The 14902-nt window shown below is 58.2% G+C and carries 13 protein-coding genes; 3 read left to right on the top strand and 10 right to left on the bottom strand.

Annotated elements, in window-relative coordinates:
• Positions 1-148 precede the first annotated feature (148 nt).
• From clpB to kbl, 8 genes are all read right to left on the bottom strand, one after another.
• Positions 149-2728, bottom strand: coding sequence for an ATP-dependent chaperone ClpB (clpB, locus tag D3870_RS10095; RefSeq protein WP_119738772.1), 2580 nt, complete (start codon positions 2726-2728; stop codon positions 149-151).
• A gap of 131 nt (positions 2729-2859) precedes the next feature.
• Positions 2860-3234: a fluoride efflux transporter CrcB gene (crcB, locus tag D3870_RS10100; RefSeq protein ID WP_119738774.1), complete on the bottom strand. Its 375-nt coding sequence runs from the start codon at positions 3232-3234 to the stop codon at positions 2860-2862.
• Positions 3231-3710, bottom strand: a complete 480-nt coding sequence (gene moaE, locus D3870_RS10105) for a molybdopterin synthase catalytic subunit MoaE (protein ID WP_119738776.1) — start codon at positions 3708-3710, stop codon at positions 3231-3233. Before moaE ends, crcB begins: the two co-directional genes overlap by 4 nt.
• A 24-nt stretch (positions 3711-3734) precedes the next feature.
• Positions 3735-3992 carry a molybdopterin converting factor subunit 1 gene (gene moaD / locus D3870_RS10110; RefSeq protein ID WP_119738778.1) on the bottom strand — a complete coding sequence of 86 codons (258 nt, stop codon included), beginning with the start codon at positions 3990-3992 and terminating at the stop codon, positions 3735-3737.
• 22 nt (positions 3993-4014) lie between these two features.
• Complete coding sequence (locus tag D3870_RS10115; RefSeq protein ID WP_242489928.1) at positions 4015-5244, bottom strand: molybdopterin molybdotransferase MoeA; 1230 nt, start codon at positions 5242-5244, stop codon at positions 4015-4017.
• Between the two features lie 96 nt (positions 5245-5340).
• Positions 5341-6801, bottom strand: a complete 1461-nt coding sequence (gene thrC / locus D3870_RS10120; RefSeq protein WP_119738780.1) for a threonine synthase — start codon at positions 6799-6801, stop codon at positions 5341-5343.
• A 156-nt stretch (positions 6802-6957) separates the two neighbouring features.
• Positions 6958-7929: an NAD-dependent epimerase/dehydratase family protein gene (locus D3870_RS10125; RefSeq protein WP_119741927.1), complete on the bottom strand. Its 972-nt coding sequence runs from the start codon at positions 7927-7929 to the stop codon at positions 6958-6960.
• A gap of 10 nt (positions 7930-7939) precedes the next feature.
• The gene (kbl, locus tag D3870_RS10130) at positions 7940-9148 is read right to left on the bottom strand and encodes a glycine C-acetyltransferase (protein ID WP_119738782.1); all 1209 of its coding nucleotides are present in this window, start codon (positions 9146-9148) and stop codon (positions 7940-7942) included.
• 179 nt (positions 9149-9327) lie between these two features.
• Between kbl and D3870_RS10135 the strand changes: the two genes are divergently transcribed.
• Positions 9328-9900 (top strand): helix-turn-helix domain-containing protein, encoded by a 573-nt coding sequence (locus D3870_RS10135; RefSeq protein WP_119738784.1) that lies wholly within the window; start codon positions 9328-9330, stop codon positions 9898-9900.
• A 27-nt stretch (positions 9901-9927) separates the two neighbouring features.
• Here D3870_RS10135 and D3870_RS10140 read toward each other — a convergent pair whose 3' ends face one another.
• Complete coding sequence (locus tag D3870_RS10140; RefSeq protein WP_119738786.1) at positions 9928-11238, bottom strand: homoserine dehydrogenase; 1311 nt, start codon at positions 11236-11238, stop codon at positions 9928-9930.
• Positions 11239-11303: 65 nt separating this feature from the next.
• Positions 11304-12536, bottom strand: a complete 1233-nt coding sequence (locus tag D3870_RS10145; protein WP_119738788.1) for a pyridoxal phosphate-dependent aminotransferase — start codon at positions 12534-12536, stop codon at positions 11304-11306.
• Positions 12537-12839: 303 nt separating this feature from the next.
• Here D3870_RS10145 and D3870_RS10150 point away from each other — a divergent pair, with 303 nt between their 5' ends.
• Both D3870_RS10150 and D3870_RS10155 read left to right on the top strand, forming a co-directional pair.
• Positions 12840-13220, top strand: a complete 381-nt coding sequence (locus D3870_RS10150; protein WP_119738790.1) for an Mth938-like domain-containing protein — start codon at positions 12840-12842, stop codon at positions 13218-13220.
• Positions 13221-13235: 15 nt separating this feature from the next.
• Positions 13236-14897: a glycosyltransferase family 39 protein gene (locus D3870_RS10155; RefSeq protein ID WP_119738792.1), complete on the top strand. Its 1662-nt coding sequence runs from the start codon at positions 13236-13238 to the stop codon at positions 14895-14897.
• Positions 14898-14902: the final 5 nt, after the last annotated feature.

Below are 14902 nucleotides of genomic sequence, written 5' to 3' on the forward strand. Positions count from 1 at the left end.
AACCATTACAAGAACCTTGCAAGGCTGCCGAATAGAGAACCGCAAATGTACGCCGGGATGAAAAACGGGCCACTTTACGCGGCCCGTTTTTCATCCCGGCAAAATGCATGGAAATCTTACAATAATTTATATGTTTCCATGCGGAAATTTATTCGAGGCTCTTCTCGAATGCCAATTTACCGTTGTTGACGCCCACCAGGATGCGGTCCTTCGGCCCGAATTTCCCTTCCAGGATCAGCCTCGACAAGGGATTCTCGATTTCCTGCTGGATCGCGCGCTTCAGCGGCCGGGCGCCATACACCGGATCGAAACCGGCTTCCGCGATCTTCTGCAAGGCTTCCTGAGAGACATCCATGCCGATGTCCATCTTCGCCAGACGCTGCTCCAGCACGTGCAGCTGGATCTTGGCAATCGCGCCGATATTCTTCTCGTCCAGCGCATGGAACACGACGATCTCGTCGATGCGGTTGATGAACTCGGGCCGGAAATGCGTTTTGACTTCTGCCATCACGGCCAGCTTCACCAGCGCCGGATCGCTGTCATCCATCGACTGGATCTTGTGCGAGCCGAGGTTGGAGGTCATCACGATCACCGTGTTCTTGAAATCGACCGTGCGCCCCTGCCCGTCCGTCATGCGGCCATCGTCCAGCACCTGCAGCAGAACATTGAAAACGTCGTGGTGCGCCTTCTCGATCTCGTCGAGCAGAATCACGCAATACGGTTTGCGCCGCACCGCTTCCGTCAGATAGCCGCCTTCCTCGTAACCCACGTATCCGGGCGGCGCACCGATCAGACGCGCCACCGAATGCTTCTCCATGAATTCGCTCATGTCGATGCGGATCAGCGATTCCTCGGTATCGAACAGGAATGAGGCGAGCGCCTTGCACAACTCGGTTTTGCCCACCCCCGTCGGCCCGAGGAACATGAACGAGCCGTAAGGCCGATTGGGGTCGGACAGACCGGCGCGCGAACGCCGGATCGCATCCGACACCGCGACGATCGCTTCATGCTGCCCGATCACGCGCTTGTGCAAGGCTTCTTCCATGTGCAGCAGCTTGTCGCGCTCACCCTGCATCATCTTCGACACCGGGATGCCGGTGGCGCGCGACACGACTTCCGCGATTTCCTCTGCGCCGACCTGCGTGCGCAGCAACTTCGGCATTACGGCTTCTTCTGTATCGGCCTGCTTGAGTTGCGCTTCCAGCTCAGGCAATTTGCCGTACTGCAGTTCCGACATCCTCTGCCAGTCGCCCTTGCGCTTAGCTTCATCCATCTGCAGCCGGACTTGCTCGATTTCCTCCTTGATATGCTGCGCGCCCTGCACGGTCGCCTTCTCCGCCTTCCACACTTCTTCAAGGTCGGCGTATTCGCGCGCGAGTTTGGCGATCTCTTCCTCGATCAGGCCGAGACGCTTTTGCGAGGCTTCATCGGTTTCCTTGCGCACCGCTTCGCGCTCGATCTTCAACTGGATCAGACGGCGGTCGAGCCTGTCCATCACTTCCGGCTTGGAATCGATTTCGATCTTGATCTTCGATGCGGCCTCGTCGATCAGGTCGATGGCCTTGTCCGGCAGGAAGCGGTCGGTGATATAGCGATGCGACAATTCGGCCGCAGCGACAATCGCCGGATCGGTGATATCCACGCCGTGGTGCAGCTCGTATTTCTCCTGCAGTCCGCGCAGGATCGCGATGGTGGCTTCGACACTTGGCTCGTCGACCAGAATCTTCTGGAAGCGACGCTCCAGCGCGGCATCCTTCTCGATGTACTTGCGATATTCATCCAGCGTGGTCGCGCCGACGCAATGCAGCTCGCCGCGCGCCAGCGCAGGTTTCAGCATGTTGCCGGCATCGATCGCGCCCTCGGCCTTGCCCGCGCCCACCATCGTATGGAGTTCATCGATGAAGACGATGGTCTGCCCTTCATCCTGCGCGATTTCCTTCAGCACTGCCTTCAGGCGCTCCTCGAATTCGCCGCGATACTTGGCACCGGCCAGCAAAGCCGCCATGTCGAGCGACAGCACGCGCTTGGATTTCAGGCTGTCCGGCACTTCGCCGTTCACGATTCGCTGCGCCAACCCTTCCACGATCGCGGTCTTGCCGACACCCGGTTCGCCGATGAGGACAGGATTGTTCTTGGTCCGGCGCTGCAATACCTGGATCGCACGGCGGATTTCATCGTCGCGGCCGATCACCGGATCGAGCTTGCCCAGACGGGCGCGTTCGGTCAGGTCGAGCGTGTATTTCTTCAATGCCTCGCGCTGCCCTTCGGCGTCCTGCGACGACACATTGCCGCCGCCGCGCACGGCCGTGATGGCCGCTTCCAGCGCTTTGCGCGTCAGGCCGCTATCGCGCGCGAGACGCCCCGCATCGGACTTGTCCTCGGTCAGCGCGAGCAACACCATTTCGCTGGCGATGAACTGGTCACCGCGCTTTTGCGCTTCCTTGTCGGCGAGATTCAGCAAGGCTGCGGATTCGCGTCCGAGCTGCACTTCGCCGCCGGTGCCCGATACTTCAGGCAATCTTTCCAGCGCGCCTTCCAGCTGTTTCTGCAAGCCGCCGACGTTCACGCCGGCACGTTGCAGCAAGGAGCGCGCACCGCCATCGTCCTGATTCAGCAAGGCGATGAGGATATGTACGGGCTCGATGTATTGATTGTCGTTACCGACCGCCAGACTTTGGGCGTCAGCCAAGGCTTCCTGCAATTTTGTTGTCAATTTGTCGAGACGCATGGTCCACTCTCCTGAAAACAATTTGACAAGGAAGTTGGGCCGTTTGACCGCATTTCAAGAATGGAATTTGATTCCGCTCATCTGCAGGGATGCGACGAGTCGACGAACAGATGCGGCGAAAGCGGAAGGTCTTAACCGGAAATCGCGCGATAAACAGCAAATCCGGCGATGCAGAATGCAATCGAGCCGAGCAGATGCAGTGCCGAATGTCCAAGCGCCCATGCATAATCGCCACGCTGCAACAAGGACATCGCTTCAGCCGAAAAAGTGGAAAAAGTGGTGAGCCCACCAAGGAAACCTGTGACCGCGAACAAGCGCCACTCCGGTGTCAGATGCGGGTTTCCGGAAAAGAATGCAACGGCAATACCGATCAGAAATCCGCCAACCCAGTTTGCCGCCAGCGTGCCGAATGCGATGCCGTGATGCAAGGCGTTGAACCAGAGTCCCAGCCCCCATCGCAACCATGCGCCGATCGCCGCGCCTGTGCCGACCGCGAGCCAGCTCATGCATCCTTCTCCGCCTTGCCCGATGCGGCATTCCATTTCGCCAATGCATGATCATCGGCGGTACGCGCATCCACCCAGCGCGCGCCCTGCGGCGTCTGTTCCTTCTTCCAGAACGGCGCCTGCGTCTTCAGATAATCCATGATGAATTCGCATGCGGCAAACGCCTCGCCCCGATGCGCTGACGTCACTGCCGCCAGCACGATCTGGTCCTGCGGCTTCAACGGTCCGACGCGATGAATCACGAGAGCATCGAAGATATCCCACCGTGCCTTGGCCTGCACGACGATATCTTCCAGCGCCTTCTCGGTCATTTCCGGATAATGCTCCAGCTCCATTTCCGCAACGCTCGCGCCGTCGTTGATGTCGCGCACCGTGCCGATGAAAGAAACGACCGCTCCCACTCGCGCATCACCGGCGCGCAAGCGGGCGACTTCGGCACTCAGGTCAAAATCCTCGGTTTGAACGCGGATGGGCATGGGCTGCTCCGGCAGTGGGGATCATTAACCGCCGGTGACCGGCGGGAAAAAAGCGACTTCGCAACCTTCGGTAATCGGCGTTGCCGGTTCGGTCATCTGATGGTTGTACGCCATGCGCAATGCTCGCCCTTCCGCCAGCGTCTCGGCCCACATACCACCGCGCTCGCGCAGGAAATCACGGACATCTCCTACGGTTCGCACATGCGCAGGCAGCATCACGGACTCATTGCTGGAACCAAGCGCCTCACGCACGCTGGCAAAGAAACGGAGTTGAATATTCATCGATGCAATCCGGCTATTCGGGTTAATGAAGCAACTGGTTGAACGGCACGAACCTCACCATATCGCCTGGAACAATCGTGCATCCCGGCGGATTGTCGATCAGGCCGTCACCCCATACTGTCGATGTCAAGACAGCCGAGCTCTGATTCGCAAACAAGTCGAGCCCGCCATCGGCATTGATCTTCGCGCGCAGGAACTCGTTGCGGCGATCCGCCTTCGGCCAGGAAAAATCGGCGCGCATCGCGAACGCTGTCGGCGCAACATCGTTCACACCCTGCAGGCGCAAAATGAATGGTCGCACGAACAGCAGGAAGGTGACGAAGCTGGAGACCGGATTGCCCGGCAGGCCGAGGAAAAAGGCCGCTCCATCGCCACCGCTGCGATTGATCTCGCCGAATGCCAGCGGCTTGCCGGGCTTGACCGCGATCTGCCACATGTTCAAGCGGCCCTCGGCTTCGACTGCCGGCTTGATGTGATCTTCCTCGCCGACCGACACACCGCCTGAAGTGATGATGAGATCGTTGTCCGCAGCAGCCCTGCGCAAGGTATCGCGCGTCGCTGCAAGCGAGTCCGGCACGATGCCGAAATCGCTGATGACACAGCCGAGATTCTCGAGCAGGCCGCGCAGCAGAAAGCGGTTGGAGTTGTAGATCGCGCCCGGCTTCAATGGCTCGCCCGGCATGGCAAGTTCATCGCCCGTGAAGAACACGGCAACACGCGGCCTGCGCACCACCGGAAGAGCGGCAAGGCCAACGGATGCGGCAAGCCCCAGCTCCTGCGCCCGCAGGCGCGTGCCCGCTGCAAGGATCACGCTGTCGGTTTGAATATCTTCGCCGGTGCGTCTGATCCATTCGCCGACCTGAGGCACATGCCTGATCGTGACACTGTCGCCATCGGCTTCGCACATTTCCTGCATCACCACCGCATCAGCGCCGTGCGGAATCATTGCACCAGTAAAGATGCGCGCCGCTGTCCCCGGCTCCAAAGCATCGGGAACATACCCGGCCGGAATGCGCTGAGAGACCTTCAACTGCGCCGCACCGTTCGTGCAATCTGCGGCACGCACCGCATAGCCGTCCATCTGCGTGTTGTCCATCGGCGGGACATTCAGCCTTGAGGTTTGCGCCGCGACGAGCACGCGGCCATTGCTCTCAAGCGTTGATACCGTTTCGACATCCTTGATCGGACGAATCGCGTCAAGCAAGAAGTCGAGAGCATCCGCAACGCTCAACATGGGTTTCTTTTCGGTCATGTCTTGCTCGATTCTGTCGTTATCGTCAGGAGGACTGTCATGCAGGAAAAGGCTCGCAGCCTGTTCAGCATGACAGAAACACCTTGCAGTCCCGTATTACAGCCCCGTATGCCTGGCAATGAATGCCTTCACCTGCACCACATCTGCCGGCATCACATCGAACCGTTGCGGCAATGCCTCGATGTTCTCGAACCCTGCCGGGCGCTCGGCATCATGTCCCAGCGCTTCCTTGATCGTTTCGTTGAATTTCGCGGGCAATGCGGTTTCCAGCACGATCATCGGTACGCCCGGCTTCACATGCTGACGTGCCACTTTCACGCCATCGGCGGTGTGCGTATCGATCGTGACACCATATTTCGCATGCACGTCACGAATGGTTTGTACGCGGTCGGCATGGGTCGATTTGCCGGACAGAAAACCGTATTGCGCGACCTTCTTGAATTCATCGCCGTCGCTGCCCGGATTGCCCGACAAGTCGAAGCCGCCATGCGTCTCGACCTTCTTGAACAAGGCGCGCACGCGCTCCGCATCGCGATCCAGCAAGTCATACACGAAGCGTTCGAAATTCGACGCCTTGCTGATATCCATGCTCGGGCTGGTGGTGTGATATGTCTCCGCCGACTTGCGCACGCGATAGATGCCGGTGCGGAAAAACTCGTCCAGCACGTCGTTCTCGTTGGTCGCCACGACGAGCCTGTCGATCGGCACGCCCATCATGCGCGCGATATGACCAGCGCAGATGTTGCCGAAGTTGCCGGACGGCACGGTGAAGGAAACCTTCTGCTCGTTGCCGGTGGTCGCGCTCAGATAGCCGCGAATGTAGTACACCACTTGCGCCACGACGCGCGCCCAGTTGATGGAATTGACCGTGCCGATCTTTTGCCGCGCCTTGAATTCGAGATCGTTGGACACCGCCTTCACCATGTCCTGGCAATCGTCGAACACGCCTTCCACCGCGATATTGAAAATGTTGGGATCCTGCAGGCTGAACATTTGCGCGGTCTGGAATGCGCTCATCTTCTTGTGCGGCGACAGCATGAAGACGCGTATGCCCTTCTTGCCGCGCATGGCGTATTCCGCCGCGCTGCCGGTATCGCCGGAGGTCGCGCCGAAAATGTTCAATTCGGCATGCTGTTTGGCCAGCGCGTACTCGAACAGATTGCCGAGCAATTGCATCGCCATGTCCTTGAACGCCAGCGTCGGGCCGTTGGACAGTGCCTGCAATATCAGCTTGCCGCCATCCTTTTCCTCGAGAACGCGCAACGGTGTGATTTGCGCGGTATCCTCGCCAGTGCGCGCATTGCGATAGACATCAGCCGTGTACGTCTTGTGCACGATAGCTTTCAAGTCCTCCTCGGGAATGTCGGTCGCGAATTTCTTCAGCACTTCCAGCGCCAGATCCGCATACGACAGCGTGCGCCAGTCGTCGAGTTCCGCACCGCTGATGCGCGGATATTCAACGGGCAGATACAGGCCTCCGTCCGGCGCCAGACCGCCTAACAGAATCTGCGAAAAAGATTGCGGCGCGGCCTGACCGCGTGTGGAAACATATTGCATAAATTGAATGGATGGGTGGCAACGGAGAGCCTCACATTATAACTGTGGAGGTCAATGCGCATCGCCGTTTCATCCCCTGAACATCCTGCGGAAATTCTCTTCGAAACAGCCGGATCAGCTGCCGGCAACACTCGCCCGAGTCATTCGGTGTCGCCCTCAGGCGACTTGAAAGAGCGGCGTGGAGCGACTTTTGGTGTTGGCCAGCATGTCCTCCACCAACTGATCCAGCCCGATGCGCGCACGCCATCCCCAATCCGCACGCGCAAAGCTGTCATCCAGACTGTGCGGCCAGGTATCCGCAATCGCCTGTCGATGATCCGGCTGATAACGGATTTCAAAATGCGGTACATGCTTTTTGATGGCTTGCGCCAATTCCCGTGGATTGAAGCTCAGGCCGGCGACGTTATAGGACGAGCGAACGCGAATCTGCCCTGCCGGCGCTTCCATCAATTCCGTGGTGGCGCGAATGGCATCGGGCATGTAGATCATGGGCAGCGTCGTGTCCGGCCCGAGATAGCAGACATAGGGCGCACCGCTGGCGGCCGCGTGGAAAATCGCAATCGCGTAATCCGTCGTTCCGCCGCCGGGCGGCGATTTGTGACTGATGATGCCGGGGTAGCGGATGCTGCGCACATCGACGCCGAAGCGCGCGAAATAGTATTCGCACAGGCGTTCGCCGGCCTGCTTGCTGATGCCGTAGATCGTGGTCGGATCCATCACCGCCAGTTGCGGCGTTTCCACCGCCGGCGTGTGCGGCCCGAAGGCGGCGATAGAGGATGGCCAGAAAACGCGCAGCGGCTTGCCGGCTTCGCCTCGCTCGCGCGCGACTTCAAGAATGTTCAGCAAGCCGTTCATGTTCAGCGTCCACGCCTTGAGCGGCGCCTGTTCGCCGGTGACCGACAGCAGCGCCGCCAGCTGGTACACCTGGGTGACGGCATAGCGGTCAATGACTTCCGCCATTCGTGCGCTGTCGAGCACATCGACGACTTCGTAACAGCTTGCACCATGCAGGCTGCGCGGACCGATGTCGGCGGCAATGACATTGCCGGCACCATGCTTTGCACTGAGCGCCTCCACCAGTTCGCTGCCGATCTGGCCGTTGGCGCCGATTACCAGTATTCGTTCCATCGTCATCTCCCTAACTCTTCAAGAGCCCGAGTTCAAGTCCCGCCTGCTTGAAGGCGGCAAGCGCATGATCAAGCTGCTCGCTCGTATGCGCCGCCGACAATTGCACCCGCACGCGCGCCTCGCCCATCGGCACCACTGGATAAAAGAACCCGGTGACAAGTACGTCAAGCTCGTACAGCCGCTGCGCGAACTGCTGCGCCACCGGCGCATCGAACAGCATCACCGGCACGATCGGATGCGCGCCGGGCTTGATCGTGAATCCGAGATCGGCAATCGCGCGACGGAAATGGACGGTGTTGGCATGCAAGCGGTCGCGCAAGTCCGTGGAAGCCGATAAACGCTCGAGTACATGGAGCGACGCGCCAGCGATGGCCGGGGCCAGGGAATTCGAGAACAGGTAGGGCCGCGATTTCTGCCGCAGCGTCTCGACCACCTCGCGGCGCGCCGCCGTGAAACCGCCCATCGCTCCGCCCAGCGCCTTGCCGAGCGTGCCAGTAATGATGTCGATGCGCCCCATGACATCGCGATATTCGTGCGTACCGCGTCCGGTCCGGCCCATGAAACCCGTCGCATGACATTCATCGATCATTACCAGCGCGCCATGGCGGTCAGCCAGATCGCAAATCATGTCCAGCTGCGCAACCGTGCCGTCCATCGAGAATACGCCGTCGGTAACGATCAGCTTGTGGCGCTTCCCTTCAGCAGCATGCAGCTGCACTTCAAGGTCGCTCATGTCGTTGTGCCGATAGCGATACCGTGCCGCCTTGCATAGACGGATGCCATCGATGATGGAAGCGTGATTCAACGCGTCCGAGATGATTGCGTCCTGCTCGTCGAACAAGGGCTCGAACACACCGCCATTCGCATCGAACGCCGCGGCGTACAGGATGGTGTCTTCCATGCCGAGAAATTCCGACAAGGCGCGTTCCAGCTTTTTGTGCACCGTTTGGGTGCCGCAGATGAAACGCACCGATGACAAGCCATAGCCGTATTCTTCCGTCGCCTCGACGGCCGCGCGCACCATCGTCTCGTCTCCCGACAAGCCCAGGTAGTTGTTCGCGCACAGGTTGATGCGCGTTTGGCCATCGTCGCAGACTACTTCGGCACCCTGTCGCGATGCGATCACACGCTCCTGCTTGTAAAGACCATCGCGGCGCAACGTGGCGAGATTTTCATCCAGTTGTGCGTAGAAGCCCTGCCTTGCTTTTGGTGTATTCATGGCACTCCCGTTTCGTTGTCCGGTTGACGCGGCTATGTGGAAGCATGTTGACGAATTACAAAATTGCCAATCCATCTGATACCATCAGATTTCAATGAATTTTTCAAATTCCATTATTTAGAACTCAAGTTCAATATAATGAATACTAGCGACGCCTGTCAAATTTTGCAAGCACCCATATGAAGCCACTTAATCCAAATGCGCCCCCCGAAGTCGGCGCGACCCTTCAGAAAATCAGACTGAAACGAGGTTTGACACTGGAAGATCTGTCGCGTGCGGCGGGGGTGTCGAAATCCATGCTGTCGCAGATTGAACGGGAGAAAGCAAACCCGACGATCGCTGTCGCCTGGCGGTTGGCCAATGCACTGGGCCTCGGCATTGATGAACTGCTTGCCAGCGGGCCAAAAGAATCCGATGCCATACGGATACTTGAGCCGTATGAAACGCCGACCTTGCCGGGCACGCATGCAGGCTATGTGCTGCGGATACTCGGTCCGATGGAACTGGCAGGGAAATACGAATGGTATGAACTCACGCTGGCACCGGAAGGTGGCTTGGTGTCCAGCTCACATGACCCGGGAACGACCGAGCATTTGACGGTGCTGCACGGTGCGGTCGAGGTGGAAGTCGACGGCGTGAAGAAGAAACTGAAGAATGGCGGAACGGCGCGTTATCAGGCAGACAAAAACCACGCCATCCGCAATGCAGGAAAAACCGAGGCGAAGGCGTTACTTGTGGTCATCCATCGATAACGCCTTCGTATTGCGGAACGTGCGAAATCAGCTCAGGTGCTCCAGGCGGATCTTGCTGACCTTGCCGACCACGGTAGGCAAGGCTTCGATCTTCGCAATCGCCGCTTCGACGTTCTTTTCCTGCGTCTGGTGCGTCAGCATGATGATGTCGGTGCAGCTCTCACCTTCCGCCGGTTCTTTCTGCAGCATTGCGTCGATGGAAATCGTCGAATCCGCCAGGATGCGCGTCACATCAGCCAGCACGCCGGTCTGGTCCTCGACCTGCATACGCAGGTAGTAGCTGGTGGTGATTTCCGACATCGGCAGAATCGGCGTGTCGGTCATGGCATCCGGCTGGAATGCGAGATGCGGTACCCGATGCTCGGGATCGGCAGTGGCCAGACGCGTAATGTCCACCAGGTCGGCAATGACCGCCGACGCGGTCGGCTCGGAACCCGCGCCCTTGCCGTAATACAACGTCGCGCCCACTGCATCGCCCTGCACCAGCACCGCGTTCATCGCGCCCTCGACATTCGCGATCAGGCGTTTTGCCGGAATCAGCGTCGGATGCACGCGCAATTCGATGCCCTTCGGGGTGCGCTTGGCGATGCCCAGCAGCTTGATGCGATAGCCCAATTGCTCTGCGTAGCGGATATCGGTCGCCTGCAGCTTGGTGATGCCTTCCACATGCGCCTTGTCGAATTGCACCGGAATGCCGAATGCAATCGCCGACATGATGGTCGCCTTGTGCGCCGCATCGACGCCTTCGATATCGAAGGTCGGATCGGCTTCGGCATAACCCAGCCGTTGTGCCTCTTTCAGCACCACGTCAAAGTCCAGCCCCTTGTCGCGCATTTCGGACAGGATGAAATTGGTCGTGCCGTTGATGATGCCGGCGATCCACTCGATGCGGTTCGCCGTCAGCCCTTCGCGCAGCGCCTTGATGATCGGGATGCCGCCGGCCACCGCCGCCTCGAACGCGACCATCACACCCTTTTCCTGCGCCGCCTTGAAAATCTCGTTGCCGTGCATTGCCAGCAAAGCCTTGTTCGCGGTAACGACGTGCTTGCCGTTCGCAATCGCCTTCAACACCAGATCCTTTGCGATCCCGTAGCCGCCGATCAGTTCGATCACGATATCGATATCGGGATGGTTCACCACCAGGTTGGCATCGTTGACAATCTCGCACTCACCATTGGTCAATTCCTTGGCGCGCGCGGTATTCAAGTCGGCAACCATCGCAATCTGAATGTCGCGCCCTGCGCGACGGGTAATTTCTTCCCGATTGCGCTTGAGTACGTTGAACGTGCCGGACCCGACGGTGCCGATGCCTAGTAAGCCTACTTTGATGGGTTTCATAAGTTAAAGAGTGGTAAATGCCGCAGGACCGCAATCCCGTCTGAAAAAATCCGTCTATCTGAGAACTATGCTGCCTGTGCGTACCGTCTGCGGTAGCCATCGAGAAAGCGCGCAATCCGGCCGACCGCCTCGGTCAAGTCATCCGAGTTGGGCAGAAACACGACACGGAAATGATCTGGAGCAATCCAGTTGAAACCTGTGCCTTGCACGATCAGCACCTTCTCTTCCGCCAGCAGCTCGTAGGCGAATTGCTGATCGTTACTGATCGGATACAGCTTGGGATCCAGCTTCGGAAACATGTACAACGCCGATCTCGGTTTCACGCAGGTGACCCCCGGAATATCCGTCAACAGCTTGTGCGCCAGATCACGCTGCTTGAGCAGCCTGCCGCCCGGGCCGACCAGGTCATCGATGCTCTGATAGCCGCCCAGCGCGGTCTGAATCGCGTACTGCCCAGGCGCATTCGCACACAGGCGCATCGAGGCCAGCATATTGAGGCCTTCTATGTAATCCTTTGCATGCTTCTTTTCGCCCGACACCACCATCCACCCTGCACGATAGCCGCAGGACCGATAGTTTTTCGACAGACCATTCAAGGTCAGGAACAGCACATCGTCGGCCAAGGCCGCAATCGATGTGTGTGTATTGCCGTCATACAGTGTCTTGTCGTAAATCTCGTCGGCAAACACGATCAGTTGATGCTGGCGCGCGAGTTCGACAATCTGCTCCAGCAGTTCGACCGGATACAGTGCTCCCGTCGGATTGTTCGGATTGATGACAACAATCGCCTTGGTATTCGGCGTGATTTTCTTCTTGATATCTTCAATATCGGGAAACCAATCAGCTGCTTCGTCGCAGATGTAATGCACCGGCTTGCCGCCCGACAGGCTCACCGCCGCAGTCCACAAGGGATAGTCCGGTGCCGGCACCAATACTTCGTCGCCGGTATTGAGCAATGCATTCATGCCCATCACGATCAGCTCGGATGCGCCATTGCCGATGTAAATATCATCGATGGTCACGCCGGAAATGCGCTTTTCCTGCGTGTAATGCATGATCGCCTTGCGCGGCGCGAACATGCCCTTGGAATCGGTATAACCCGATGCGTTGGGCATATTGATGATCATGTCGTGCACGATTTCATCCGGCGCATCAAAGCCGAACACAGCGAGATTACCGATATTCAGTTTGATGATCCTGTGGCCCTCATCTTCCATCTGCCTGGCCTTTTCCAGGACCGGGCCACGGATGTCGTAACAGACATCTGCCAGTTTTTTCGATTTCTGAATCGGTCGCATTCGAGCCATCCCCTCAGTTAATGCAAAGATATGGGATGCAATGCTGCACCGCCAAAAGGTTCATTTTGCCGAAAGCAACCCGTTTTATCAATCGGTAAGAGCCTGATTGAAACGGAAACCGGTACAATGCGCGGTGTTTTGCCGGCGATAGCTGGAATTCCACACCATAACGGCAGCCGGAAAGAGAATTCGTCGCAGCGACCGCAGCAAAAAGACGGCCCGCCGAATGATGATGACGAATGAATAACACGCCATTATTCCGCCGTTTCGTTCAACTCACTTCGTTTTCAATCCGGTAATACCATGAAGCTCCACTCCACTCCGACACAGCATTATCAGACTGTCACGGCGTACGACGAGACCGGCGTGGAGCTCAACGCCGTGCATTTCAGTCACAGCCTGATCGTCTTGCCGGAAGTTGCTCCCGTTCCGTGGTCACCCGTGTCATTCGACATGTTATCGAGCGAACATTTTGCCCAGATCGAAGCCACCGATCCCGACGTCGTGATCCTCGGAACCGGCGAACACCAACACTTCGTTCATCCGAAACTGACCGCCGCACTCGCCGCCAGACGCATCGGCGTCGAATGCATGAGCAACCAGGCCGCATGCCGCACCTACAACATCCTGATGGCGGAAGGTCGCAAGGTCGTGCTGGCCTTGATCTTTGAAAAAAACAGATAAAAACAAGCACACATAATGCGCGAACTGCATAAATCAAGATCCCTGGTCTGGAGCCTTTTCCTCCTCTTTTGCATTGTCTGGTTCTATGGGTTGGGCGCACGCACACTGATCCCCTCCGATGAAGGCCGCTACGCGGAAATGGGACGCGAAATGGCTGCAACCGGTGATTGGATCACGCTGCGTCTCAACGGCATCAAGTACTTCGAAAAGCCCCCTCTGCAAACATGGATGAATGCATTGACGTTCAAGGTCTTCGGCTTGGGTGAATGGCAGGCGCGTCTGTGGACCGGCTTGTGCGGCTTGCTCGGCATCGTGCTGGTGGCGCATACCGGCAGACGCCTGTTCGGCGAGCGTATCGGCTTCTTCGCCGGCACGGTGCTCGCGACCTGCTTCATGTGGGCCGGACTCGGCCATTTCAATTCGCTGGACATGGGATTGGCCGGCATGATGACGATCGCGCTGTGTTCCCTGCTGATTGCGCAACGCGATGACGCGACCGCCAGAGAGCGGCGCAACTGGATGCTGCTCTGCTGGGCCGGCATGGCACTGTCGGCGTTGTCCAAGGGATTGATCGGCATCGTGCTGCCCGGCGCGGCACTGGTTTTGTATACGCTCATTTCGCGGGATTGGGCAATCTGGAAACGATTGCATTTCGGAGCGGGTCTGCTCGTCTTCTTCGCTATCACGACGCCCTGGTTCGTGCTGATCTCGCTGAAAAATCCGGAGTTCCCGCATTTCTTCTTTATCCACGAACACTTCCAGCGCTTCACGAGCAAGGTGCATCATCGCGAAGGGCCGTGGCACTACTTCATTCCGTTTCTGCTCCTCGGCATTTTTCCATGGCTGGGCGTGCTCGCACAGAGTCTGTGGCATGGCCGGCGCGATTCATCGCAAACGTTCCAGCCGAAGACAATGCTGCTTGTCTGGTCCGTGTTCATTTTCTTTTTCTTCAGCATTTCCGGCTCCAAGCTGCCTGCCTACATCCTGCCGATTTTCCCCGCGCTTGCGCTACTGGTTGCATGCTATCTGGACAAAGCTTCGTTCAAGAACATCGCAGCCACGGCAGGCCTGCTTGCACTTGCCGGCGCAATCGGTCTGGCTCTCGCATCGAAGGTTCCGGCCCTCGCAAAGAACCCGTTCGAGATACCGTTGTTCCAGTCTTACATACCCTGGGTCTTCGCAGCGGCAGCGATTGGACTGATAGGAGGCCTGACTGGCATCTGGCTGGCGCGCAGGCAAAAGGAATGGGCCATCGTTGTCATCGGCGCAGCAGGCTTCGCATACAGCCAGATGCTGATGTTCGGTCACGAGCAGTTCGGCCGTTATTCCGCCGGCGTGAATTACGTGCCGGCGATTGCGGCTGAATTGACGCCGGATACCCCGATATACGCGGTAGGCCGCTATCAGCAGGCGCTGCCATTCTATTTGAGCCGTACCATGATCCTTGTCGAACACCCGGATGAGATGCTTTTCGGCGTAACGCAGGAGCCGCATTTGTGGTTGCCGACACGCGACGCATTCCTGTCCAAATGGAAGACAGATCATGCCAACGGCAAGAAGGCCATCGCCATTATTCGCCCCGACATCTTCAAGTCGTTTCAAGAGCAAGGCGTGCCGATGCGTGTCATCGCGCAAGACCCGCGGCGCGTTGTTGTCACCAACGAAGCCGGAAAATGAGTAGG

It is taken from the genome of Noviherbaspirillum cavernae (assembly GCF_003590875.1).
Lineage (GTDB): Bacteria > Pseudomonadota > Gammaproteobacteria > Burkholderiales > Burkholderiaceae_D > Noviherbaspirillum > Noviherbaspirillum cavernae.

What these genes read in the sequence shown, in the direction of transcription:
- kbl (WP_119738782.1), bottom strand. Translation starts at nt 9,148, where the DNA reads ATGAATACACCAAAAGCAAGGCAGGGCTTCTACGCACAACTGGATGAA.
- D3870_RS10150 (WP_119738790.1), top strand. Translation starts at nt 12,840, where the DNA reads ATGAAGCTCCACTCCACTCCGACACAGCATTATCAGACTGTCACGGCG.
- D3870_RS10155 (WP_119738792.1), top strand. Translation starts at nt 13,236, where the DNA reads ATGCGCGAACTGCATAAATCAAGATCCCTGGTCTGGAGCCTTTTCCTC.
- moaD (WP_119738778.1), bottom strand. Translation starts at nt 3,992, where the DNA reads ATGAATATTCAACTCCGTTTCTTTGCCAGCGTGCGTGAGGCGCTTGGT.
- thrC (WP_119738780.1), bottom strand. Translation starts at nt 6,801, where the DNA reads ATGCAATATGTTTCCACACGCGGTCAGGCCGCGCCGCAATCTTTTTCG.
- D3870_RS10125 (WP_119741927.1), bottom strand. Translation starts at nt 7,929, where the DNA reads ATGGAACGAATACTGGTAATCGGCGCCAACGGCCAGATCGGCAGCGAA.
- crcB (WP_119738774.1), bottom strand. Translation starts at nt 3,234, where the DNA reads ATGAGCTGGCTCGCGGTCGGCACAGGCGCGGCGATCGGCGCATGGTTG.
- D3870_RS10115 (WP_242489928.1), bottom strand. Translation starts at nt 5,244, where the DNA reads ATGACCGAAAAGAAACCCATGTTGAGCGTTGCGGATGCTCTCGACTTC.
- clpB (WP_119738772.1), bottom strand. Translation starts at nt 2,728, where the DNA reads ATGCGTCTCGACAAATTGACAACAAAATTGCAGGAAGCCTTGGCTGAC.
- moaE (WP_119738776.1), bottom strand. Translation starts at nt 3,710, where the DNA reads ATGCCCATCCGCGTTCAAACCGAGGATTTTGACCTGAGTGCCGAAGTC.
- D3870_RS10145 (WP_119738788.1), bottom strand. Translation starts at nt 12,536, where the DNA reads ATGCGACCGATTCAGAAATCGAAAAAACTGGCAGATGTCTGTTACGAC.
- D3870_RS10135 (WP_119738784.1), top strand. Translation starts at nt 9,328, where the DNA reads ATGAAGCCACTTAATCCAAATGCGCCCCCCGAAGTCGGCGCGACCCTT.
- D3870_RS10140 (WP_119738786.1), bottom strand. Translation starts at nt 11,238, where the DNA reads ATGAAACCCATCAAAGTAGGCTTACTAGGCATCGGCACCGTCGGGTCC.